The sequence below is a fragment of the Methyloceanibacter sp. wino2 genome, from assembly GCF_003071365.1.
GTDB lineage: Bacteria > Pseudomonadota > Alphaproteobacteria > Rhizobiales > Methyloligellaceae > Methyloceanibacter.
Window position 1 is genome coordinate 265,727 of record NZ_CP028960.1, and the last position, 23,491, is coordinate 289,217.

At 63.0% G+C, this 23,491-nt stretch carries 23 protein-coding genes; 10 read left to right on the top strand and 13 right to left on the bottom strand.

Annotated features, from left to right (window positions below; all coding sequences use genetic code 11):
- The first annotated feature begins 14 nt into the window (after positions 1 to 14).
- The gene (locus tag DCY11_RS01320; protein WP_108680816.1) at positions 15 to 536 is read left to right on the top strand and encodes a DUF1697 domain-containing protein; all 522 of its coding nucleotides are present in this window, start codon (positions 15 to 17) and stop codon (positions 534 to 536) included.
- On the opposite strand, the gene DCY11_RS01325 is transcribed toward DCY11_RS01320, so the two are convergent.
- The 7 genes from DCY11_RS01325 to DCY11_RS01355 form a co-directional block, all read right to left on the bottom strand.
- Positions 533 to 1,108 (bottom strand): DUF447 domain-containing protein, encoded by a 576-nt coding sequence (locus DCY11_RS01325; protein ID WP_108680818.1) that lies wholly within the window; start codon positions 1,106 to 1,108, stop codon positions 533 to 535. The genes DCY11_RS01320 and DCY11_RS01325 overlap by 4 nt on opposite strands.
- 19 nt (positions 1,109 to 1,127) lie before the next feature.
- The gene (locus DCY11_RS01330) at positions 1,128 to 2,528 is read right to left on the bottom strand and encodes a DUF6513 domain-containing protein (RefSeq protein ID WP_108683620.1); all 1,401 of its coding nucleotides are present in this window, start codon (positions 2,526 to 2,528) and stop codon (positions 1,128 to 1,130) included.
- 11 nt (positions 2,529 to 2,539) lie between these two features.
- Positions 2,540 to 3,202, bottom strand: coding sequence for a hypothetical protein (locus DCY11_RS01335; protein ID WP_108680820.1), 663 nt, complete (start codon positions 3,200 to 3,202; stop codon positions 2,540 to 2,542).
- A gap of 2 nt (positions 3,203 to 3,204) precedes the next feature.
- Positions 3,205 to 3,609: a dihydroneopterin aldolase gene (locus DCY11_RS01340; protein WP_108680822.1), complete on the bottom strand. Its 405-nt coding sequence runs from the start codon at positions 3,607 to 3,609 to the stop codon at positions 3,205 to 3,207.
- A 58-nt stretch (positions 3,610 to 3,667) separates the two neighbouring features.
- Complete coding sequence (locus DCY11_RS01345; RefSeq protein ID WP_108680824.1) at positions 3,668 to 4,396, bottom strand: (5-formylfuran-3-yl)methyl phosphate synthase; 729 nt, start codon at positions 4,394 to 4,396, stop codon at positions 3,668 to 3,670.
- A 54-nt stretch (positions 4,397 to 4,450) separates the two neighbouring features.
- Positions 4,451 to 6,181, bottom strand: coding sequence for a tetratricopeptide repeat protein (locus DCY11_RS01350; RefSeq protein ID WP_108680826.1), 1,731 nt, complete (start codon positions 6,179 to 6,181; stop codon positions 4,451 to 4,453).
- A gap of 133 nt (positions 6,182 to 6,314) precedes the next feature.
- Entirely contained in the window at positions 6,315 to 7,802 is a 1,488-nt protein-coding gene (locus DCY11_RS01355; protein WP_174202128.1) for an NAD(P)H-hydrate dehydratase, read from the bottom strand.
- Positions 7,803 to 8,093: 291 nt separating this feature from the next.
- Between DCY11_RS01355 and DCY11_RS01360 the strand changes: the two genes are divergently transcribed.
- Together DCY11_RS01360 and glnA are read left to right on the top strand one after the other, a co-directional pair.
- On the top strand, positions 8,094 to 8,432 hold the full coding sequence (locus DCY11_RS01360) for a P-II family nitrogen regulator (RefSeq protein ID WP_108680828.1): 339 nt from the start codon (positions 8,094 to 8,096) through the stop codon (positions 8,430 to 8,432).
- A gap of 115 nt (positions 8,433 to 8,547) precedes the next feature.
- The gene (gene glnA, locus DCY11_RS01365) at positions 8,548 to 9,957 is read left to right on the top strand and encodes a type I glutamate--ammonia ligase (RefSeq protein ID WP_069445331.1); all 1,410 of its coding nucleotides are present in this window, start codon (positions 8,548 to 8,550) and stop codon (positions 9,955 to 9,957) included.
- A gap of 188 nt (positions 9,958 to 10,145) precedes the next feature.
- Here glnA and DCY11_RS01370 read toward each other — a convergent pair whose 3' ends face one another.
- Both DCY11_RS01370 and DCY11_RS01375 read right to left on the bottom strand, forming a co-directional pair.
- Positions 10,146 to 10,433 (bottom strand): hypothetical protein, encoded by a 288-nt coding sequence (locus DCY11_RS01370; protein ID WP_208430489.1) that lies wholly within the window; start codon positions 10,431 to 10,433, stop codon positions 10,146 to 10,148.
- A 107-nt stretch (positions 10,434 to 10,540) separates the two neighbouring features.
- Positions 10,541 to 11,095: a thioredoxin family protein gene (locus DCY11_RS01375; protein WP_108680832.1), complete on the bottom strand. Its 555-nt coding sequence runs from the start codon at positions 11,093 to 11,095 to the stop codon at positions 10,541 to 10,543.
- 139 nt (positions 11,096 to 11,234) lie between these two features.
- Between DCY11_RS01375 and phnD the strand changes: the two genes are divergently transcribed.
- The 6 genes from phnD to parE all read left to right on the top strand — a co-directional run bounded on the left by phnD (position 11,235) and on the right by parE (position 19,036).
- Entirely contained in the window at positions 11,235 to 12,179 is a 945-nt protein-coding gene (gene phnD / locus DCY11_RS01380; RefSeq protein ID WP_371515052.1) for a phosphate/phosphite/phosphonate ABC transporter substrate-binding protein, read from the top strand.
- Positions 12,180 to 12,280: 101 nt separating this feature from the next.
- Entirely contained in the window at positions 12,281 to 13,114 is an 834-nt protein-coding gene (gene phnC, locus DCY11_RS01385) for a phosphonate ABC transporter ATP-binding protein (RefSeq protein WP_108683623.1), read from the top strand.
- Entirely contained in the window at positions 13,111 to 13,914 is an 804-nt protein-coding gene (phnE, locus tag DCY11_RS01390; protein ID WP_108680834.1) for a phosphonate ABC transporter, permease protein PhnE, read from the top strand. Before phnC ends, phnE (DCY11_RS01390) begins: the two co-directional genes overlap by 4 nt.
- On the top strand, positions 13,914 to 14,729 hold the full coding sequence (phnE, locus tag DCY11_RS01395; RefSeq protein WP_108680836.1) for a phosphonate ABC transporter, permease protein PhnE: 816 nt from the start codon (positions 13,914 to 13,916) through the stop codon (positions 14,727 to 14,729). Before phnE (DCY11_RS01390) ends, phnE (DCY11_RS01395) begins: the two co-directional genes overlap by 1 nt.
- Before the next feature lie 77 nt (positions 14,730 to 14,806).
- Entirely contained in the window at positions 14,807 to 16,831 is a 2,025-nt protein-coding gene (locus DCY11_RS01400) for a PhoX family phosphatase (RefSeq protein WP_108680837.1), read from the top strand.
- 174 nt (positions 16,832 to 17,005) lie between these two features.
- Positions 17,006 to 19,036: a DNA topoisomerase IV subunit B gene (parE, locus tag DCY11_RS01405; RefSeq protein ID WP_245409539.1), complete on the top strand. Its 2,031-nt coding sequence runs from the start codon at positions 17,006 to 17,008 to the stop codon at positions 19,034 to 19,036.
- 45 nt (positions 19,037 to 19,081) lie between these two features.
- Here the strand turns inward: parE and DCY11_RS01410 are convergent, their stop codons facing one another.
- Complete coding sequence (locus DCY11_RS01410; RefSeq protein ID WP_108680841.1) at positions 19,082 to 19,555, bottom strand: isoprenylcysteine carboxylmethyltransferase family protein; 474 nt, start codon at positions 19,553 to 19,555, stop codon at positions 19,082 to 19,084.
- 245 nt (positions 19,556 to 19,800) lie between these two features.
- Between DCY11_RS01410 and DCY11_RS01415 the strand changes: the two genes are divergently transcribed.
- A complete protein-coding gene (locus tag DCY11_RS01415; RefSeq protein WP_108680843.1) occupies positions 19,801 to 21,246 on the top strand; it encodes a DEAD/DEAH box helicase in 1,446 nt (481 codons plus the stop codon).
- A gap of 18 nt (positions 21,247 to 21,264) precedes the next feature.
- Here the strand turns inward: DCY11_RS01415 and DCY11_RS01420 are convergent, their stop codons facing one another.
- The 3 genes from DCY11_RS01420 to DCY11_RS01430 form a co-directional block, all read right to left on the bottom strand.
- The gene (locus tag DCY11_RS01420) at positions 21,265 to 21,630 is read right to left on the bottom strand and encodes an iron-sulfur cluster assembly accessory protein (protein ID WP_245409418.1); all 366 of its coding nucleotides are present in this window, start codon (positions 21,628 to 21,630) and stop codon (positions 21,265 to 21,267) included.
- Between the two features lie 82 nt (positions 21,631 to 21,712).
- On the bottom strand, positions 21,713 to 22,204 hold the full coding sequence (locus DCY11_RS01425; protein WP_174202129.1) for an SUF system Fe-S cluster assembly protein: 492 nt from the start codon (positions 22,202 to 22,204) through the stop codon (positions 21,713 to 21,715).
- Positions 22,205 to 22,236: 32 nt separating this feature from the next.
- A complete protein-coding gene (locus DCY11_RS01430) occupies positions 22,237 to 23,487 on the bottom strand; it encodes a cysteine desulfurase (protein WP_108683624.1) in 1,251 nt (416 codons plus the stop codon).
- Positions 23,488 to 23,491 lie beyond the last annotated feature (4 nt).

Genomic DNA, 23,491 nt, shown 5'->3' on the forward strand with positions numbered 1-23,491 from the left:
AGAGGGCGGCGACAATGACAGCGTTCGCCGCCCTGCTCCGCGCCGTCAATGTCGGCGGCACCGGCAAGCTGCCGATGCGCGACCTCGTGACGATGTGCGAACGCGCAGGCTTCTCCTCCCCACGCACCTATATCGCCTCAGGCAACGTCGTCTTTTCGAGCGACGCCAAAGAGGACGACGTGAAGGACAAGCTCGAAGAGGCGCTTGAGACCTATGCGGGCAAGCCCGTCGCCGTTCTGGTGCGAACCGTGGACGAGCTATCCGCGATCCTGACGGACAACCCCTTCCCCGGCGCATCTCCGAACAAGGTCATGGTGCTCTTCCTCGATGACGCACCCAGTGCGCGGGACATAGACGCTGTGTCCGCCCTGAAGAACGAGACGCTCCACCTTGGGAAGCGCGAGATCTACATCCACTATCCGGACGGCATGGGGCGATCGAAACTCAAGGTCCCCGCGGCCGCTCACGGCACGGTGCGCAACATGAACACCGTGGCAAAAATCACCGCAATGGCCGCCGAGGTCGAGGGGACCTAGTCGCTCGTTTCAGCGTGTTTGTAGAAATCCTCGATCTTTTCGACGAGGACGCGCCAGGCTTCATGCTCACGCGGCCCTGCTGTCTTCTCGACGGCGATCTGGTGATAGGCCAGCTCCGTCTCGATCTTCTCGCGCGGCAGCATTTTGAGGCGGGTGGCCAGAATCGCCGTTTCGATCACCGCGGCCTGCGCCCGGTTGAAGCCTTGGAACGGCGCGTGATTGCCTTCGTACACAATCCGGCAGTGGAAGCGCGGACGCAGATCGTCCTCCTCCACGTGCTCGACCGCGAGCTCGAGATGAGCCAATGCGTTCTCCAAGAAGGCCCCCGGAATGTGCCTGGCGGGCCGCGTCGGCCAGTCCTTGTTGCCAGTGAGGCAACCGGCAAAGACCAGCACATCGTCGGTGAAGCTCGCGACGGCAAAGGGGGTCGCCCGGAGATTGTCGAGGGTCGTGGAGGGCCGGAACGGTGCAATGACCCACCCTTCCCCGTCTTCGATGATCCCGAGCGGCGCGATGTGGAGTTTCCCCTCGTCGCTCAGCGTGGTGACGATGCACTCGCGGATCATGGGCATGCCGGCACCTCGAGCGACATCACGATTCCTCCCGTTTCTTCTTCATGGCCAGCGTATGGCCCGCCTCTTTGAGGCGCGTTCTGTCATCACTCGGCTTGTCCGCCGCCACACCCCAATCGAGCGGCTCGTCTTGGGCATAGCGTTTGCCGAGACGCCAGGCGATCTCCGCCTTGGCCAACTCGGCCGCCAAATAGAAGGCGTGGCCTGCGTCGCCTTCGAGGTCAAGCTTGGGAAAGAACTCGAAGATGTCCTCGGCCACGTGATGACCGTCACGATTGTAGATGTGCACGCCGTCCTCGGCGACCTCGATGCGGAAGTTCTTGTCGCGTACGGCGGCGGCGTTCTCGGCGATCTCCTCCGGCGTCAGGGGAAACGGCCGCTTCGCGTGCAGGCCCAGCAGCTCGTCCGTATAGCCCTTCGGCAGCTCGCCGTCGGCGCGCGAAGCGAACATCAAGCGCCGCGCCGCGTCGTGCTCCTCATAGGTCCGACGCGTATGAGGGCTCACCTGCACTACGAGCACGTTCTCAATGTTCAGCTCCGAAGCAATGCCAATCAACGTCGCGGTGATCCCCGTGGTGTCGGCTTCGGTGAGTTCGGTGAGATTGCCGGTGCCCAGCAGGATGTCCACATCGGGCCGCTCACGTCGCAATTGCGCATAGCGCCCCAGCGAGGTCATGAAGCCGAAATTGATGGGGTCGAGCACCGGATCGGCGAGATAAGGCAGCCCCTTCTCGTCCAGAAGCGCCATGGCACGATAGAGGGAGTCCATATCTCCGTGTGCCGCCGGGATCAGGACGGGGACGGACGACACCTCGTCGGCGATGTGCAGCCGCGTCTCATCGAGACTGAGCAGGTAGTCGGCCCCCGCTTGTCCGCCACGCAGGAGTTCCTCGGGATCGGCAGAGTCGACGCTGACCTTGTAGCCATATTTCTTGAGCGCCTTCACCGTGTCTTCGAGATGCGGGAACGGCGTATCCGGCAGACAGCCGAGGTCGATCACGTCCGCGCCGCGATAACTGTAGTCCTCTGCACGAGCGAGGATGTCCTCGATGCTCATTTCCGTGGCATCGATGATCTCGGCGAAGATGTTGATGTCGTATTTCGACATGTCGGAGGCCCGGCGCGCACGGCCGAAAAAGACCGGGATGTCCTTCACCTCGTCTGGCCCGCGCTCGACAGGCACGCCGTAATGGGCGGAGAGCTTTTCCAGGTCGCCCCGGCAGCGGCCCGGCAACAGGATCTTGTCGGCGCCGCGCGCATCTTCCAGCCGCCGCATGATGATGTCTTCGGTCATGAGCGCCGCGACCTTGACGCCGATGTCCTCGACCCGCCACTCGAACTCGGCATCCATGCCTTCGAGAACCGCCTTCAGCCGCGGTTCCGCGAGATGCCCGGTCACAAACAGGATTTTCTCGGCCATGCCTGGCTCGCTCACGCGGTGACCGGATTTCGCGCCGGGCTCTCGCCTGCAAGATGGGCGGCGAGACCTCCCTCGTCGCCTTGTCCGAACATCGCAGCTGAGACGCCGGTCTCGCGAAGCATGGCCGGAAAGGCCTCGTCGACAACGCCGTCATGACGAAGCGCATCCGCGCTCAACGGCCGACGCGCAATCGGAGCCGATTTCACGACGCAGCACGAGGCAGCGCCGAGCTTTCCCGCGAGCCACAGCGCAAGGCTATCGGAGGTCAACCGCCAGGTGGCTTCGACATCCGTCCGGTCCGCGAGAAAGGCCGACGGCGCCCAAACGGCAACGAGCCCCCGCTCATGGACGTTGCGGAGATCCTCGATCGTGGTGCCGACCTCGTAGCCCGGTGTCATGCCGGCGATGGCCCAGGCAAGCTGATCCATGGCCAACAGCGCCATGCGGTGGGCTGTGGAATCCCCAAATCCCAATTGGCGCTGACAATGCCGGACTTCGTCGGCCAGGGCTCCCCCGCCAGGAACGAGAACAATCGGACGCTGCGCATCCGAGATGACATCGAGCCACCCGGCGAGCGTACCGCCGCGCACGATGCTGCCGCCTAGCTTCACCACGGCCAGCGGCAAATCGGTCGGCTCAAGAGCCGTCGCGGAGGCCTGCAATGCGGCACGCATGTCTAGGCCTCCTGCTTGCTCCGGACGATCTGAACGCCCACCGCGCCCGGGTCCTTGTCGAGTTTCTCGATCATCACTTCCACACGCTCCGCACGCGGATGAGAGATGCAATGCTGGGCGACGTCCTCGGCGAGAGTCTCGACGAGATTGATGTGGCCGCGAGAGATGATCGCCTTGATGCCGTTGATGACATAGTCGTAGTCCAGGGTCCGGTCGATATCGTCGTCGAGAGTCGTGGGATCCGACGTGATGTCGATGTCGACCGAAAAGCGGACGCGCTGGGTGACGCCCTTCTCATTGTGGTGAACGCCGATTTCCACTTCGAGCACGTAGTCGTGCACGAAAATACGGTCCAAGGGCTCGCCGGTGGCGCTCGCCGTGCTCACATGTCCCAATCTTCGTTCCATTCTGCGCTCCGGTCTCCTCACCTCTGCCCGGCTTTCCCGGCCGGGCTAAGCTGATGCTCTAGCACACCGCGGAGGTTGCGCGCGCCTCGAAACGGGCTTCCGGGGCCGTGCGCCCGTCAGCCACGAGCCGGCCGATCTCGGCGCAAGCTTTGGGATCGAGGTTAGACCCACGCGCACTCTGCTCGCACAGCGCCCCTCGAAAGCCGATGACGTCAGGCCGTAGCGCAAGCAGCGGCTGTACATGGTGGGCCCGAAGCGAGCCGGCGAGCCCCACCTGCAGTTCCGCTTGGCGCGCCAGGTCCACGAAGCGCCTGACCTCGTCCAACGTCATATGATCGGTCAGCGATCCGCGTTCCTTGCCGGCCGTATCCAGCATCACCCCGCACGCGCCGCTGGCCTTGGCTGCTGCGATCGCGTCAACGTCGGACGGCACATCAGCGAAGAAAACCAGGACCAGATCCGAAGGCGCGCTCAGGCTCCGCAGCGCATCGAAACAACCCCACGGATCGCCCTCCGCCACAATCCCGAGTTTTACCGTATCCACGCCAAGCCCGGCGGTTGCTGCCACGGCCTCCGCGACAGTCGCGGGGTTCATGGGCAGATCGCCCACGGTCGCGCTGACTGGCTTGCGGCCGCCGATCGTTCTCAGGCACTCACGGATAACGCTTGGCGCGACGGCGCCGAGCGCCCCTTCGTCGGGCTCTTTGAGATCTACGATATCGGCACCCGCGGCGAGGACGCGTTCGGCCTCCGCCGCGTTCCGGACGCTGGCAAGAAAGTGAGTCATCCCAGAGGTGTTATCGCGGAAAGCGCCGCCCTGCCAGTGGCATGTGCCCGGCCGTTAGCGGAAGAGCCAACCGAGCGGGTTGCTGTTTCCGCCGCTCCTGCGGCGGGCCCGCTGGCGAGGCGCCGGGCGTTGCGGTTGCTGCTGGGCGAAACCAAAGAAACCACCGCCGTCGTCCCGCCGACGCCGAGCCACGGGCGCACTGCGGGTCCGTTCCGGCTGCAACTCGACTTCGCTGACATTCCCGTCCGGGTCCGTGACCGAAAGCGAGGCCGTCTGCCATGTCCAGGTCGCCGCCTTGTCGCCCCAGCGCTCAGGCTCGATTGCCAGAACTTCCTTCTTCCTCGTATCGATGACGGCGACATACTCGAAGGCACCGTCGCCGGTCGGGGTCCCGGCATCGTATCTCAGGAGACCGATGCTGGACTGGGCGCCCTTGAGCTTGTCCCACGCCAGAAGCTTCGGTTTGCCAGCGCCGAACATCTCCATGGGGACCGTGACGCCGCGATAGTCCGCATTCGTTGCCACGTAGCGCCCGGGGGACTTCTCCGTGATGATCCACCCCGCAACGGGCTCGCCCAAGGGCTTCCTGGTGTCGGGGGGCACCGGCGCCCGCAGCTGCTCCAGACCCGTGCGCGCGTTCTCCTCGAACGGATCCAACGATGCGGCTTTCTGATAATCGGCAATCGCATTCTCCGTCCGCTTCTGCGCGCGGAAGATGTCCCCCCGTATGCGCAGCGCCCGCGGGTCGTCCGGCGTCAGGATGAGCGCGATATTGACGTCGATATATCCTTCGTCCGCTTTTCGGTCGAAGTACTTTGTCTCGCCGCGCAAGGCATAGGCCTTGGCGTTCTTCGGCTCCAATTCCAGAACCTTGTTGAAGTCCTTGATCGCCGCGTCGTAGCGCTTGTTCTTGGCGAGCAACTCGCCGCGCTCCATAAACGCATCGACCTTTTCCGGCTCGAGATCGAGAACCCGATCGAAGTCGGCGACGCCCTCGCGGAAGCTGTTCTGCGCTGCATAAGAGCGCGCCCGCAACATGAACAGCTTGGACTTATCTTGCTCCGGTTCGAGGTCGAGGGCCTGTGTCGCATCGTCGGCAGCCGCCGCGTAGTTGCCCAACTCGAAATTCGCCACCGCGCGGTTGCGATAGGCCGCCGCGAGCTTGGGATCGAGCCTGATCGAACGGTCAAGGTCTCGTAGAGCGGCATGGTATCGGGCCCGCTCCATATGGGAGCGTCCCCGCCCGTTGTAGGGTGCAGCGGTGCGCGACAGCAGCGCCGTGGCCTTGCGGAAGGACTGAAAGGCCGCGTCGTAGTTCTGCAGCGCGGCGTAGGCATTGCCGCGATTGTTGAAGGCTGCTCCGTAATTGGGATCCAGCACGATCGCGCGGTCGAAATCCTTGATGGCCTCTTCCGGATGACCGAGGTCCATCAAGGCATTGCCTCGGTTGTTGTAGACAATGGCGTTGTCGGGTGCGAGCTGGATGGATTCGTTGAAATCGTCGATCGCTTCTTTCGTCTGCTTCATGCGCCACTTGGCGACGCCGCGATCGCTGTAAATGCTGGCCAGGACGAACTTGGACACGTCCGGCGTGCCGACGGCCTCGTCGTAAAGCGTCACCGCTCGATCGTACTGCCCACGGAGCATGGCGGCCGCGCCTTCCCGCGCGCGCAGCAGCACCTGATCGGCAGCAACGGCCGCGCCGGCCGAAGCCGCGACCAGGGCGGCGCCGATGAGAAGTGTCTTTGTGCGTAGACGGCTCTTTGAGGGGCGGTTGCGGCCCATGATCGTGAGCGATCCTTCGCTAGAGCGGTTCGGTGAACCCCGACGGCACAACGCGATGCGGTGCCTTGTCTAGATGTCCCTCATAACCGCCGAGTGTGTCAACAAACGGTCGCGAGAACCGCGCCTCGGGCGCTCAACCGTCGCTTCCATATTCCTCAAGCTCCTCAAAGACTTCGGGGATCAGCTCCGGCAGATCCTCCGCGATCAGGCCTGGCCCGAAGAGTTTCGCCGCCTGCCCGTGCATCCAAACCGCGATACACCCCGCATCGAAGCCGCCAAGGCCCTGCGCGAGCATGGCGAGCACCATCCCGGCCATCGCATCGCCCGAACCTGCCGTGGCGAGCCACGGCGTGCCGTTGGTATCAATGGCGGCGCGGCCATCGGGCGCCGCGATCACGGTGTCGGGTCCTTTCAAAACGACGGTGGCGCCGGAGCGCGACGCGGCGGTCCGTGTCCGGTCGACCTTCGAGGCCCCCGGCACATCGCCGAAGAGCCGCGCGAACTCGCCCGCATGGGGCGTCATGACGACCGGGGCTTTTCGCGCTCCAATGGCGTCGAACAGCTCGTCAGGGTTCTCTGCGAAGGACGTGAGCGCGTCGGCATCCAGCACGACCGCCGGTTCAGCCTTTAAGGCCGTCAGCACCATCTGCCGCGTCTCCTCGTCCACACCGTGGCCGGGGCCGATGAGAAAGGCATTCTTGCGGGTGTCGGCCAGAAGCGCGGCAAGGCCTTGAGGACCGTCCGCCTCCCGAAGCATGACCGCGGTCAACTGCGCGGCGTTCACGGCCAGCGCGTCGCGCGGCGATGCGACCGTCACCAGCCCTGCCCCGGCCCGCAAGGCACTGCGCGCAGCCAACCGGGCCGCCCCCGTCGCGTCGGCAGGCCCCGAAGCCACGACGGCGTGGCCGCGCAGATATTTGTGGCCCAGCACCGTCGGCCACGGATAGCGATCGAGCCACAGGCCCGGTTCATTGGCGTAAAGCGCCGGCTTCACCGTCGCGAGCACCTCGTCGGGGATGCCGATATCGGCAAGGTGCAGCTCACCGCAATGCAGATGACCCGGCATCAGGAAATGCCCAGGCTTGAACCGGAAGAAGGTGACCGAGCTCAACGCGCGTATCGCCGTGCCCAGGATCAAGCCGGTGGTGCCGTCAACGCCGCTCGGAACGTCGATGGCGATGATCGGGATACCGCTCGCATTCGCCGCATCGATGAGGACGGCGAACTTGCCCTCGATGGGCCGGGCTAGCCCTGCGCCGAACAAGCCGTCAACGATGACATCCGCGCCGTCGAACAGAACCGGCTCGAGGGGATGAATGGTGCCCGTGTAGCGCGCCGCCATGGCGGCCGCGTCTGCCGGCAACTTGCTCGGATCGCCATCGAAGCCGAGGCGAACGAAATAGCCCCGCTCCAAAAGCTGGCGCGCCGCGACAAAGCCATCGCCGCCGTTGTTACCAGGTCCGCAAAGTATCGCGACCGTCGTGGCGTCGGGAAACCGTAGCGAGACCTCATCGGCGACACTTCGCCCCGCATTCTCCATGAGAACAGCGCCAGCAACGCCGCTCTCTATAGCCAGTTTGTCGGCGCGGCCCATTTCTTTCGCGGTTAAGAGTTCCAGCATCGTCCTGCCTAAGGGATGAGAGCTTCAAAACACCAAGCCGGTGTCCGGTGAAGTCTTGGGGCCCGTTGCATCTGCCTAGTTTTTATGCGTACTGCCTATTGCGTCGCCACCAACTTCGACCGGTTCGCCTCCACATTTTGCGTAAATCCTCTAAGATAATGATTCTACGTGTAAATCGTCCGCCCATTAGATTGGCATAGGGTGTGCTAAGGCTTGGTCCTGACTACGATTGCATGGCGGCGCACTACGCGGCGAGGCGCTGCAACTTTAGACTGGGAGGTATTACGGAGAATGAAAAAGATCGAAGCGATCATCAAGCCGTTCAAGCTTGATGAAGTGAAGGAGGCTCTTCAGGAGATTGGTCTTCAGGGTATTACCGTCACTGAAGCCAAGGGCTTCGGTCGCCAGAAGGGCCACACCGAACTCTATCGCGGCGCCGAATACGTGGTGGATTTCCTGCCAAAAGTGAAGCTCGAGCTCGTGCTCGTGGACCACATGGTCGACAAGGCTGTCGAGGCCATCGTGTCGTCGGCGAAGACCGGCCGCATCGGCGATGGAAAGATCTTTGTCTCCCAAGTTGAGGAAGCCGTGCGCATTCGCACCGGCGAGACCGGGGACGATGCCATCTAGTCGCAATTAGACTGGCTCATCCGCCGCATTTCACTCATAACTTTCACATAACTGGAGCAACCTGTCGCCGCCTCGTACGAGGCGGCGAGGGTGTCATTCGCGGAAGGGAGAGAACATGGCAGACGCAAGTAGCACCGCCAAAAAGATCAAGGACGAAGAGATCAAATTCGTCGACCTGCGCTTCACCGATCCCAGGGGCAAGATGCAGCACGTCACAATGGATGCGGGCCTCATGGACGAGGAAGCGTTCGCTGAAGGCGTGATGTTCGACGGCTCCTCGATTGCCGGGTGGAAGGCGATCAACGAGTCGGACATGAAGCTGATGCCGGACTGCAATTCAGCCGTCATCGATCCTTTTTTCGCGCAGAGTACGCTCGCCGTCTTCTGTGACGTTCTCGAGCCGCTGACCAACGAGCCCTACGAGCGCGATCCGCGCGGCATCGCCGGCAAGGCCCAGGCGTACATGCAGCAGACCGGCGTAGGCGACACGGCAGTGTTCGGCCCCGAGGCCGAGTTCTTCGTGTTCGACGATGTGCGCTTCTCGGCCGAGCCGTACAATTGCGGTTTCCGGGTCGACTCGACGGAACTGCCGACGAATTCCGGCACGGAATACGAGATGGGCAATCTCGGTCACCGTCCGCGCATGAAGGGCGGGTATTTCCCGGTGCCGCCGGTCGACTCCGCGCAGGATCTGCGTTCGGAGATGCTTTCCGTCATGGCGGAGATGGGTGTCGTCACCGAGAAGCACCACCACGAGGTGGGCGCGGCCCAGCACGAACTCGGCATCAAGTTTGGCCCCATCATCCAGACCGGCGATGCCATGCAGATCTACAAGTACGTGATCCACAATGTGGCCCACGTCTACGGCAAGACCGCCACCTTCATGCCGAAGCCGGTCTTCGGCGACAACGGCTCGGGCATGCATGTGCACCAGTCGATCTGGAAGGATGGCGGCCCGACCTTCGCGGGCGACAAATACGCCGATCTGTCGGACACGGCCCTGCACTACATCGCGGGCATCCTGAAGCACGCGAAGGCGCTCAACGCCTATACCAACCCGAGCACCAACTCCTACAAGCGGCTGGTCCCGGGCTATGAGGCGCCGGTGCTCCTGGCTTACTCCTCGCGTAACCGCTCCGCCTCGTGTCGCATTCCGCTCGGCACGGGTCCGAAGTCGAAGCGCATCGAGGTCCGATTCCCCGATCCGACCGCCAACCCCTACCTCGCCTTCTCGGCCATGCTGATGGCTGGCCTCGACGGCATCGAGAACAAGCTCGATCCGGGTTCGGCGATCGACAAGAACCTGTACGACCTTCCGCCGGAAGAGCTCGAGAAGGTTCCGACCGTCAGCGGCTCGCTGCGTGAGGCTTGCGAGTCGTTGGATGCGGATCGCGCCTTCCTCAAGAAGGGCAACGTGTTCACCGACGATGCGATCGATGCGTATCTCGAGCTGAAGATGGAAGAGGTGGAGCGATTCGAGATGATGCCCCACCCGGTCGAGTACGACATGTACTACAGCGTCTAGCCGCAGCCCGGCACAGGACGCTTCAAACGAAATCGGGGGCGGCCGCGAAATGCGGACGCCCCCTTCTCTTCGCCCGGCCTTGTTGAACCTCTGGCCTTTTTCTTCCGCATTCCCCCGTCGGATGCGAAAGCCATTCGGTTCCTACCAGGCTCCCCCAAACTGCTTCATTCCGTTTCGGTTCAGCACGCCTACGCCAGCGCGTATGCCGCCAGAACCAGAAGTGCCGAACCCGCGAACAGCCACGTCTTGTTTTCGCCGGCCCAAGCTTCAATCGCCGGCGGCACGCTGACAGTGGCCTCGCGGCAGATCGAATAGACCGCTGCCCCCACAACCATGGCGAGGACCCACACCGGTGCGTTGGCGCCGAGCCCGCTGTGCCCAGCGTCGACAAGCATCACGTCCGCGTCTGCGGCGCCAAAATTGATGGCGCCAAACAGTGTGGCGGCGGCTGCCCCGGCAATTGCTGCGTAACGCATCAGCATGGCGCTCGAGATCCTCTAAATTCGAGACGAATTTTAGGGACCCGCAAGTAAAGAAACGGGAAAGCGATACGCTTAAGTGCTGGTTAATCGCGACGGCGGCCTCAGGCCGCTTTCCACTTGATCGAGCACCCGATGGAGGCGGTCTGATCCTCCGGTCCGCGGCCGGTTTCCGCGACCTTTTTCATGGCGTCGAACAGCTCCCGCCTGACGTCGGGGCCCGCAGGATCGCGGCCGCTTGCATCCAGCCTGCCGCGATATTGCAATTCGAGATCGGCGTTTAAGCCGAAAAAGTCGGGCGTGCACATCGCGTCATAGGCACGGGCGACTTCTTGGCTCTCGTCGTGGAGATACGGGAAGGCGAAGCCGTGCTGCTCTGCGAAGCGCTTCATGTTGTCGTATGAATCGTCCGGATGGGTCGTCGCGTCGTTCGAACAGATCGCAACCGTGTTCACGCCGAGCGCTTCGAGATCGCGCGCGTCGCGAACGATGCGGTCGACCACGGCGATGACGTAGGGACAGTGATTGCAGATGAAGGCAACGAGCGTGCCCTTCGGGCCCTTGAGTTGCTCGAGCGTATGGGTCTTTCCGTCGATGCCGACCAAGGCGAAACCGGGGGCCTTCCAGCCAAAATCACAGACAGGGGGGCGTTCGGCCATGGCTCTCTCCTATTCGCAAATTTGTCACGACGGCCCATTAGCGTCAGCCATCGCGCGTGTCTATAAGTGCCGCTGCCGCGCCAAACCATTGAGCGGGCGGGGATCTGTGGACGGAAACCGAAGGACGGCTCCCATGATGATGCGACTTCTCGTTTCGCTGATCCTTACGGCGGTTTTGTGCCTGCCGGCCAGTGCGGCTTTCCAGCTCGACAGCCGCTATCAGGACAACGACGGCGACCTGATCGCCGACATTCCGGCCGATCCCGCGGACCAGGTCGATCCCTCGACGCTGATTTTCGCCTACACGCCGGTAGAGGATCCGGCCGTCTACGTGGACGTGTGGCAAGAGTTCCTCGACCATTTGTCCGAGGTCACCGGCAAGCCCGTGCAGTTCTTTCCGGTGCAATCCAACGCGGCGCAGATCGAAGCCATGCGGGCCGGGCGCCTGCATGTGGCCGGGGTCAACACCGGCTCCAATCCGCTTGCGGTGGCCTGCGCCGGCTTCCGCCCCTTCACCATGATGGCGAGCGACGACGGCACCTACGGATATGAGATGGAGATCATCACCTATCCAGGTTCGGGCATCGAGAAACCCGAGGACCTGAAGGGGCGCGTGCTCGCCTTCACCGCCGAGACGTCCAACTCCGGCTTCAAGGCGCCCTCGGCGCTGCTGAAGTCCGAATTCGGCTTGGAGCGGGACAAGGACTTCACGCCCCGCTTCTCCGGCGCGCACGACAACTCGATCCTGGGCGTGGCCCACAAGGACTACGACGCGGCCGCGGTGGCGAACTCGGTCAAGGCCCGGATGATCGACCGCGGCCTCGTCACGGAAGACCAGCTCAAGACCATCTACACCTCGCAGACCTTCCCCACGACCGGTTTCGGCGTGGCCTACGATCTTACGCCGGAGCTTCAGGACAAGATCAAAGAAGCCTTCTTCTCGTTCGATTGGAGCGGCACCAAGCTGCTGGAAGAGTTCTCCAAATCCGGAGACACCAAGTTCATCCCGATCACGTTCAAGGACGACTGGGCCGTCATCCGCCAGATCGACGAAGCCAACGGCGTCGCCTATTCCTGCAACTAGATCTGGCCGTCACGAGAGGCCGGGAAGCGTCTTTGCGCCGCTCCCGCCTTTCTCATACGATGCCGCGACCCACGGCCGGACAGGCCTCGCCCGGATACGACATGCTGCGCGTTTCCTCACTTTCAAAACGGTACAAGGGCGGCGATGAGGCGCTACGCGGCGTCTCATTCGAGGTCCCGGCAGGCCAGGTCGTCGCCCTGATTGGACCGTCGGGCTCCGGCAAGTCCACGCTCATCCGCTGCATCAACCGGCTCGTAAAACCGAGCGGTGGCACCGTCGAACTGAAGGGCACTGAAATCACCCGTCTCGGTGGCCGGGGCCTGCGCCGCGCCAGGCGGCTCATGGGGATGATCTTCCAGGAATACGCGCTCGTGGAGCGGCTGACCGTGATGGAGAACGTCCTGTCCGGGCGCCTCGGCTACGTGTCCTTCTGGCGCTCGTTCCTGCGGCGATTTCCGCAAAGTGACTTGGACAAGGCCTTCGCCCTGCTCGACCGCGTGGGGCTCGCCGAACATGTCGACAAGCGGGCAAGCGACATGTCCGGCGGTCAGCGGCAGCGCGTGGGCATCGCCCGGGCGCTCGAGCAGGACCCGGCATTGCTTTTGGTAGACGAACCGACCGCCTCGCTCGACCCCAAGACGGCCCGCCAGATCATGCGCCTCATCTGCGAGGTCTGCCGCGAGCGCGGCCTGCCGGCGATCATCAGCATGCACGACGTGCCGCTCGCCAAGATGTTCGCCGACCGTGTCATCGGTCTGCGCGCGGGCGAGATCGTGTTCGATGGCCTCCCCGCAAAACTGGATCGCGCGGTGCTCACCGACATCTACGGTGAAGAAGACTGGACGCAGATCCACACCGACGACGAAGCGGCGGAGACACCGGAGGCGCAGGAAGACCGGCGCGCCAGCGAAGAACGCATGGCCGGTCTCACATGAGGCCCGCCGCGCCGTCCATCAGCTGGTCCCGCCCACCGCTCATCCGGAATGCATGGCTCCGCTGGGGTCTCTATGTCGGCGCGGCGCTGTATCTGATTGCCGCTCTATCGACGCTCGACATCAATTGGCAGCGCGTGCTGGACGGCGTCAGTAACGGCTGGCGCGTCCTCGAGGGCTTCTTCACCCCCGATTTCACGTCGCGCTCGCGCGACATCTGGCAAGGTATGGTGGAGAGCCTGACCATGACCGTGACGTCCACCGTGGTCGGCTGCCTCATCTCCATTCCCATCGGGCTTGGCGCCGCACGCAATATCGCGCCCCTGCCCGTCTATGCCGTCTGCCGGTCCATCATCGCGCTCTCGCGCGCCTTCCAGGAAATCATCATCGCCATCCTGTTCGTCGCCATGTTCGGCTTCGGACCCTTCGCCGGATTCCTCACCCTGTCGTTCGCCACGATCGGTTTCATGGCCAAGCTCCTCGCCGAAGACATCGAGGATATCCAGGAGGCACAGGCCGAAGCCATCCGCGCGACCGGCGCATCGTGGTGGCAGGTCGTCAATTACGGCATTCAGCCCCAGGTCATGCCGCGCCTGATCGGCCTGTCGCTCTACCGGCTCGACATCAATTTCCGTGAGAGCGCGGTGATCGGCATTGTCGGCGCGGGCGGCATCGGCGCCACGCTCAACACGGCCATGTCGCGCTACGACTACGACACCGCCGGCGCGATCCTCCTCATGATCATCGCCGTGGTACTCGTGGCCGAGTACGCGTCCAGCCATTTGCGTAAATGGGTGCAGTGATGCCGGTGACGACGCAAAACGGCCAACTCTTGTGGCAGCGCCGCACGCCCCTCACCCAATGGGCCATCTGGTTCGGCTGGCTCGCGCTGGCCGTTCTGTTCGTCCTCAGCTGGCAGATCATGAACAAGAACACGATCTGGCTGTTCGTCGAGGATGCACCGCGACAAGCCGCCGATCTGTTGTCGCGCGCCTGGCCGCCCCGCTGGTCCTATCTCGAGCGCCTCTGGGGGCCTCTCTGGGACACGATCAATATCGCAACGCTCGGCACCGGGCTCGGGATCGTACTGGCGACGCCGGTTGCCTTTCTCGCTGCCCGTAACACGACACCGAGCGCGGCTCTGCTCCGTCCGCTCGCGCTGCTGATCATCGTCGCGTCGCGCTCCATCAATTCGCTGATCTGGGCGCTGCTGCTGGTTGCCATCATCGGACCGGGTCTGCTGGCCGGCATCATCGCCATTGCCCTGCGGTCGATCGGCTTTATCGGCAAGCTGCTCTACGAAGCTATCGAGGAGATCGACGAGACCCAGGTCGAGGCCGTGCGCGCGACCGGCGCCTCGGGCTGGCAAATCATGGACTATGCCGTGTGGCCCCAGATCGCACCGGCCTTCGCGGGCATCTCCGTGTTCCGCTGGGACATCAATATCCGCGAATCCACGATCCTCGGGCTTGTGGGCGCGGGCGGCATCGGGCTGCAGCTACAATCGTCCCTGGCGCGCCTCGCCTGGGCCGAGGTCACCGTCATCTTCATCGTTATTCTGGCCACGGTCGCCGTGTCGGAATGGGTCTCGGCGAAGGTTCGCGCCGCGATCATCTGACTACGGACAGTTGAAAAACTGTAACACTGCGCGCGCAAGATGTTGCCCGCTGAGATGAACAAGTTTGAGGGCCAACGATGTCCGACCCCCACACCTACCCCACACGCGCTGCCGCGATGGAAGCGGCCGATGACGAGCCGCTGAGTCCGGTGGCGGGCGACACCATCGGCGACGTCATAGCCCGGCGATACAGTAGACGCGACATCATGAAAGGCGCGCTCGGCGTCACCGCCGCGACCGCGCTGTTCGGGCCTGCCGCCCTTGCCGCATCAAAAGCGGAAGCGGCCAGCGTGGGAGATCGCTTCAGCTTCGATGAAGTGGCGGCCGGCGCCAACGAGTATCATCATGTGGCGGAAGGGTATGATGCCAAAGTCTTGCTGAGCTGGGGCGATCCGGTCTGCGCCGACGTGCAAGACAAGCCGTTCGACCCTCGAACCCTCACCGCCGAAGAGCAGGAATACCGGTTCGGCTACAACAACGACTACATCGCTTATTTCCCGATCGACGGCAGCAGCGAGCACGGCTTGCTCTGCATCAATCACGAATACACGAACGAAGAGCTGATGTTCCCCGGGCTAGGGCGAGATCAGAGCGACAGCAACTTTCGGGAGACGACGAAGGAGATCGCAAATATCGAGATGGCCGCCGTCGGCGTCACCGTGGTCGAGGTTAGGAAGGTGAACGACAAGTGGGAAGTCGTGCACGGAGACAGGAACCGCCGCATTACTCTCAACACGGAAATGACCATTGACGGTGACGCCGCGGGCACCGCGCGTATGAAGACCCGTGAGGACAGCACGGGCAAGAGAGTCTTCGGTACGTTTAGCAACTGCGCCGGCGGCAAGACACCGTGGGGCACCTACCTAACCGCCGAGGAGAACATTCACGGCGGCTTCTGGACCGAGGAGCTCGACGCCAACTTCAAGCCAGACGTTGATCACGACGGCAAGTACAAAGCCAGCTACAAGCGCTACCGCATCCCCACGCGGTGGCAGAGCTGGGGCAAATACCACAAGCGCTTCAATTTCGATGAGGAAGAGAACGAGCCCAACCGCTTCGGCTGGATCGTTGAGATCGACCCCGAAGAGAGGGAATCTGTGCCCGTGAAGCACACGGCACTTGGCCGCTTTTTCCATGAAGGGGCCGAGACGACACTGAGCAATGACGGGCGGGCCGTCGTCTTCAGCGGCGACGACGCACAAAACGAGTATGTCTATCGCTTCGTGAGCCGGGATCACTACATCAAGGGCAACAAAGCCCACAACGCGACGCTCTTGGAGCATGGAACGCTCTCAGTCGCGCAGTTCAGCTCCGAGGGGACGGGCAAGTGGATTCCGCTCAAATACGGTGAGGGCAAGCTGGCCAAAGCGTGCTCCGCGGGCAAGTTCGAGAACCAGGCCGACGTGCTGATCGATGCACGCCTTGCCGCCGACGAGGTGGGCGCCACGAAGATGGACCGGCCCGAGGACGTTCAGCCGAACGAAGAAACGCGCCGTGTCTATGTGATGCTCACCAACAACACAAAGCGCAATGCCGGTACAGTCGACGCGGCAAACCCGCGCCCTAACAACAAGTTCGGGCACATCATCGAGATGATCCCCGATGGTGGCGATTTCGGTGCCGATACCTTTACGTGGAACATCCTGGTACGCTGTGGTGATCCCACAAAGATGGAGCTCGGAGCATATTGGAACGCGGCGACGACCGAGGACAGCTGGTTCGTCTCTCCCGACAATGCGACCGTGGACCCCGAGGGCCGTCTGTGGATTGCGACCGACCAGGGCAAGTATTGGCAGCAAACAGGTCGAGCCGACGGGCTCTTTGCGCTGGAGACCGAGGGCATTCGCCGGGGCACGCCGCGCATGTTCTTCCGGGTTCCTATGGGTGCGGAACTCTGCGGCCCCTGCTTCACACCAGACGGCAAAACGCTGTTCTTATCGGTGCAGCATCCCGGCGCCGACGGCGTCGACGGCTATGCGAATTTCAAGGGTCCATCTGTCTTTGAGAACCCCGCGACGCGCTGGCCGGACTTCGATCCCAAGATGCCGCCGAGGCCCTCGGTGATGGTCATCACCCACCCGGATGGCAAGGAGATCGGCTGAAGCCTTTGGCTGATCCGTCCCCTTCCCGCGGGCCTTGAAAATGACGGGTCTCCGTGCGAGCTAGAATCGCGTTCCAAACGTCACTGATTCTCTGTTTTTCGAGGGTGCCGGCGCGCCCCGGCCAGGAGGACTCCACCGATCGCCCCGAGACGAAAATCCTCAGCCGCGAACGACCTGTTCGACGCCCCCGCGCCGACGCCTACCCGCGCCAAGCCCGCGCCACAAAAGACGCCAGCGAAGCCGAGTGCGAAGGCCAGCGGTGCGGAGGCCGGGTATACAGCTGCGGATATCGAGGTCCTCGAAGGTCTCGAGCCCGTCCGCAAGCGTCCGGGCATGTATATCGGCGGGACCGACGAGAAGGCGATGCACCACCTCTTCGCCGAGGTGCTGGACAACGCCATGGACGAAGCGGTCGCGGGCCATGCCAGCCGGATCGAAGTGTCGCTCGACAAGGACGGCACGCTGACGGTCAACGACAATGGCCGCGGCATACCGGTGGATCCCCATCCCAAGTTTAAGAACAAGTCCGCGCTCGAAGTCATCATGACGACGCTGCATGCGGGCGGAAAATTTGACTCCAAGGTCTACGCCACCAGCGGCGGTCTGCACGGCGTCGGCGTGTCGGTGGCCAACGCGCTGTCCGAAACGCTCGAGGTCGAGGTTGCCCGCAGCCAGGAGCTTTACCGGCAGACCTACACGCGTGGGCTCCCCGACGGTCCGCTGGAAGACCTCGGACCCATCAAGAATCGGCGCGGTACCAGGATACGCTTCCGACCCGACCCGCAGATTTTCGGCAAGGGCGCTGCCTTCAAGCCGGTACGTCTGTTCCGCATGGCGCGCTCCAAGGCGTATCTCTTCCGGGGCGTCGAAATCCGCTGGTCGTGCGACAAATCCCTGATTTCCGCCGGCAGCGACGTTCCCGAGAAGGCCGATCTACACTTCCCGGGCGGGCTCAAGGACTTCCTCGCCGACAGCATCAACGGCCAGACCACCGTGACCAACGACATCTTCGCCGGCCGGGTGGAGCGGGCGGAAGGCCACGGCTCGGTGGAATGGGCGATCTCCTGGGTCGCGAGCGCGGACGGGTTCATAAGTTCCTACTGCAACACGGTCCCGACGCCCGACGGCGGCACGCATGAGGCGGGCCTGCGCGCCGCCCTGACCAAGGGCCTCCGCGCCTACGGCGAGCTGACCGGCGTCAAGCGCGTGTCCCAGGTGACGGGCGACGACGTGCTCGGCACGGCCGCGGCCATGCTCTCGGTCTTCATTCGCGAACCCGAGTTCCAGGGGCAGACCAAGGACCGCCTGGCCACCCAGGAAGCCGCCAGAATCGTCGAAAACGCCGTGCGCGATGCCTTCGATCACTGGCTCACCGGGCATCCCAATCAAGCCGGAAAGCTTCTGGACTGGGTGGTGGATCGTTCCGAGGAACGTCTTCGCCGCCGCAAAGAGAAGGAAGTCAGCCGGCAGACCGCAACGCGGCGCCTGCGGCTCCCGGGCAAGCTCGCCGATTGTTCATCGACGGGATCTGACGGCACGGAGATATTCATCGTCGAGGGCGACTCCGCCGGGGGCTCCGCCAAACAGGCCCGTAACCGGGCCACGCAGGCCGTACTGCCGTTGCGCGGAAAGATCCTGAATGTCGCCAGCGCGAGTTCATCGAAGCTCGCCGACAACCAGCTCCTTAGCGATCTCATCCAGGCGCTTGGTTGCGGGACTCGAACCCGGTATCGGGAGGAGGATCTGCGGTACGACAAGGTTGTCGTCATGACTGATGCGGATGTGGACGGCGCCCACATTGCCTCGCTCCTCATCACCTTCTTCTATCAAGAGATGAAGGGGCTGATCGAAAACGGTCACCTCTATCTCGCCGTGCCGCCGCTCTACCGGCTGAGCCAGGGCGCCAAGACGGCCTATGCGCGTGACGAGGCGCACAAGGATGTGCTGATGAAGGAGATGTTCAACGGCCGCGGCAAGGTGGATGTGAGTCGTTTCAAGGGCTTGGGTGAAATGCTTCCCAAGCAACTGAAGGAGACGACCATGGACCCGGCCTCGCGCACGCTGTTGCGGGTCGAGATCGACGACGAGGATCGTCCGGGCACGACCAAGACCGTCGATCAGCTCATGGGGAACAAGCCCGAGGCCCGCTTCAAATTCATCCAGGAACGGGCCGCGTTCGCCGAAGCCGAAGATCTCGATATCTAAGACCTAGACATCTGGCGCGACCTGCCGTGGGAGCGAGCCGGAGCCTCAGAGCCAGCGCGGGACCTGGTTCATGTAGCTGCGATAGGCGTCGCCGAATTTCCAGCTGAGATAGTCTTCTTCGCGCTTCACCACACCTAGGTGGAGGACGATCGCCGTCGGGACGAGCAGAAGCAGCATCCAGATACTGGTGAGCACCAGGCACAGGCCGAAATAGATCAGGATCAGACCGATATAGATGGGGTTCCGGGTAACCTTGTAGGCGCCCTCTTTGACGAGCACCGTCGACGGCTCACCCGGAACCACGCTCGTCCCCGCCTTGCGGAACCGCCGGGCCGGAAAGACGGCAAGTACAAAGCCCACCACCACAAAGACCAAGCCGACCGTGAGCCCCAGGCCGTTCGGCTGCGCAAGGCCAGGGCCGATCGGGAACCAGAGCGTCAGGACGTAGCCAAGCAAAAGAGCGCCGAGAAATAGGATCGGCGGCTTGATGGCAACGTCGGCGTAGTCTTTCGTCCTCATCGACTTCTCTATCCTGTTGAAACCGCAAGGCGCGGCCCGATGTTCTTAACGCTCGGAACAACTGCGAACTTTTGCCCCTTGCGCGTTTCGCCAATGCCGCCTATGTCATTCTCAAGCTATCCACGGTCATGTGGCCGTAATGATCGGGTGCTGTGTTGAGTGCGCCCGGCGAATCGTAACAGCTAATCTTTGTAGCGATAGAACAAGACGCAAGGCCAGAGCCAGCGTCGCATTTTTGCTAACTCATGAGCTTTTCAAATCTTGGCTTAAGCCCAAAAGTCGAATCTGCGGTCGAAGCGGCCGGGTTCGATACGCCGACTCCTATTCAAGCCCAAGCGATACCCGTAGCCGTCTCTGGCCGCGATGTCTTGGGGATAGCGCAGACGGGTACCGGTAAGACGGCCTCCTTCGTGCTCCCCATGCTGACGCGCCTCGAACGCGGACGCGCCCGGGCACGCATGCCGCGAACGTTGATCCTGGAACCGACGCGCGAACTCGCCGCTCAGGTCGCCGAGGCGTTCGAACTTCTCGGCAAGAACCACAGGCTGACCGTCGCCCTGCTGATTGGCGGCGTCTCCTACGAGGAGCAGAACAAGAAGCTGGACCGTGGCGCGGATGTGGTGATCGCCACGCCGGGCCGCCTTCTCGATCACCTCGAGCGCGGCAAGCTCCTGCTCAACAGCATAGAGATCCTCGTCGTCGACGAGGCCGACCGAATGCTCGATATGGGGTTCATCCCGGACATCGAGCGCATCTGTAAGGTCCTCCCCTTCACGCGGCAGACCCTCTTCTTCTCCGCGACCATGCCGCCCGAAATCCAGCGGCTCGCCGACAACTTCCTACATACGCCGGAGCGCATCGAAGTCGCCCGGCCCGCGTCCGCCGCAGCGACCATCACGCAGCGTCTGAAAAAGACGGGCGATCAACCGGCAGAGAAACGCGAAGCGTTGCGCAGCTTGATCCGGGAGGAAGACGTCAACAACGCCATCATCTTCTGCAATCGCAAGAAGGATGTGGGTGTCGTCTTCCGCTCGTTGCAGCGCCACGGCTTCAATGTGGGCGCGCTGCACGGCGACATGGATCAGCGCCAGCGCACAGCAACGCTCGATGCCTTTCGTAGCGGCGAGATTCCGCTCCTCGTCGCCAGCGACGTGGCGGCCCGTGGGCTCGACATTCCCGCAGTGAGCCATGTCTTCAATTACGACGTTCCGGTCCATCCCGAAGACTACGTGCACCGCATTGGCCGCACGGGCCGAGCCGGCCGTGAGGGTCACGCCGCGATGCTTGTCACGCCCAAGGACCACAAGGCTCTGAAGGCCATCGAATCGTTGTTGCGCGAGGAGATTGCCTGGGTGGATGGCGCGCCCAATCCGCAGGAAGTTGAGGAAGCCAAGAGCGCCGGCCGCGAAAACGGACGCGGACGCCGCCGAGGCGGCCGTTCCCGGCGCAGCGGCCAAAAGTCTTCCGAGGCGGAAGCGGCCGAACCTCCCAAGCAGCAGCACGCTGATCGCAAGTCCAACGACGGCGACGCGCGGCCAGCCGCGAAGGCGAAGCCGGCTCCCAAGCCAGCACCCAAAGCCAAGCCGAACTCGGCGGGCAAATCCCGCTCCGGCCAGGGCCGCGAGAACCAGCCCGTGGGCATGGGAGACCACGTCCCCGCCTTCATGATGCGGCCGGTGCGCGCAACCTAAGTTTTTCGGAAAACGCCGTTATTCGGCGATATTGGCCGGCTCTGGATCCGGCTGACCTGCGGGCTTGAGCATCACGGACTCGCCGCAGCCACAGGCGCTGGTCTGGTTCGGATTGTTGAACACGAACCCCGACCGCATCTGACTGACCTGATAATCCATCTCGGTTCCGAGCAGAAACATCAGGGCCGACGGGTCGATAAGGATGGTCACGCCCTTGTCCTCGACCACTTCGTCATGGGGCTTGCGCTCGGCGGCGTACTCCATCGTGTACTCCATACCGGCACAACCACCGTTCTTGACGCCGATGCGAACAGCCTCCATCTCCGGGCCCGAGGCAGAACCCAGTTTGCGCAGCCGCTCGGCGGCGGCTTCGGTGAGACTCATGGCTTGAGGGCGCGGTCGATTGGTCATGCTTCGAAAATGGGACGGATTCCCTGGTACTTCAAGTGCCTAGAATATCAAACGCCTAGAACATGTTGAGGGCGAGACGCGCCTCGTCGGACATCCGCGACATGTCCCAAGGCGGATCGAAGACCAGATTGACGTCGACCTGCCCGACCCCCGGCACGGACGCGACCGCATTCTGGACCCAGCCGGGCATTTCGCCCGCTACCGGACATCCCGGGGCCGTCAGGGTCATTTCGATCTCGATATTCCGGTCGTCATCGACGTCGATCTTGTAGATCAGGCCGAGTTCGTAGATATCGACGGGAATTTCGGGGTCGAACACCGTTTTCAACGCGCTGACGAGATCGCCGTGCAGCCGCTCGAGCTCATCGGGCGGGATGGAGGACGGTGCGTCCTCGTCGAAGGGCGACGGATCCGGCGCAGCGCCAGGATCGCCGGCCTCTGGGGCCTCAGCCGCGGACTGAATATGGCCCGGTACGGACTGAGACAGCCCCGGCGACATTTCGTTTGGGATGTCAGTGTCTTCGCTTCGTTGAGTCTTTTCAACCATCTGGGAAGCCTTCCTTAGGGCCCATCTTAGCCCTAGGCGAACATGGCGCGCACCTTGTGCAGCGCGTCCACCAATCGATCCACATCGTCTTGGCTATTATACATGGCGAAAGATGCCCGGCATGTCGAGGTGACACCAAAGCGCGCCAGGAGCGGCTCACAGCAATGTGTGCCGGCCCTGACCGCCACGCCATAGCGGTCCAGGATGGTGCTGATGTCGTGCGGGTGGGCCCCGTCGACCTCGAACGAGACGATACCGCCCTTCCCTTCGGCCTGGCCGTAGATCTTCAGCCAATTCAACTCGCCCAGCCGGTCCATGGCGTAGGTCAGCACTTCGTGCTCATGCGCGGCGATATTCTCCCGGCCGATCGATTCCACATAATCGATTGCGGCGCCGAGTCCGATCGCTTGGACGATGGCGGGCGTTCCCGCCTCGAAGCGATGGGGTGGCGTCGCGTAGGTCACCTCGTCGGTGGTGACATAGCCGATCATCTCGCCGCCGCCCTGATAGGGCCGCATGGCGTCCAGCAGCGCCTTTTTCCCGTAAAGAACACCGATGCCCGTCGGGCCGTAGAGTTTGTGGCCCGTGAAGGTATAGAAGTCGCAATCGAGATCGCGCACATCGACAGGGAGATGGACCGCGCCCTGCGCGCCATCGACCAGCACCGGCACGCCATGGTCATGCGCGATCCGCACGACCTCCTTGATCGGAACGATCGTGCCGAGCACGTTCGACATCTGGGTGATCGCGATCATCTTGGTGCGCGGCGAGATCAGCTTCTCGAACTCATCGAGCAGAAACGTCCCGTCGTCTGCGACCGGTGCCCATTTCAGCACCGCGCCTTGGCGCTCGCGCAGGAAATGCCACGGCACGATATTGGAGTGATGCTCCATGATCGAAATGAGGATCTCGTCGCCCGCCTCGATACGGGGCGACCCGAACGACGAGGCCACGAGGTTGATGGCCTCGGTCGCGTTCCGGGTGAAGATGATCTCTTCATCATGGGCCGCATTCAGGAAGGCCCGCACTTTTCCGCGCGCCTTCTCGAAATTCTCCGTGGCCAAATTCGACAGATAGTGAAGCCCACGATGGACGTTGGCGTATTCGGCTGAATAGGCCTGGGTGATCGTGTCGATCACCTGAAGCGGCTTCTGAGCCGAAGCGCCGTTGTCGAGATAGGTCAGCGGCTCGCCATGTACCGTCTCCGATAGGATGGGAAAGTCCGCCCGGATGCGCTCGACGTCGAACGAGGCCGTTTGTGAGGTGCCGGAGGACGGGGACATGACA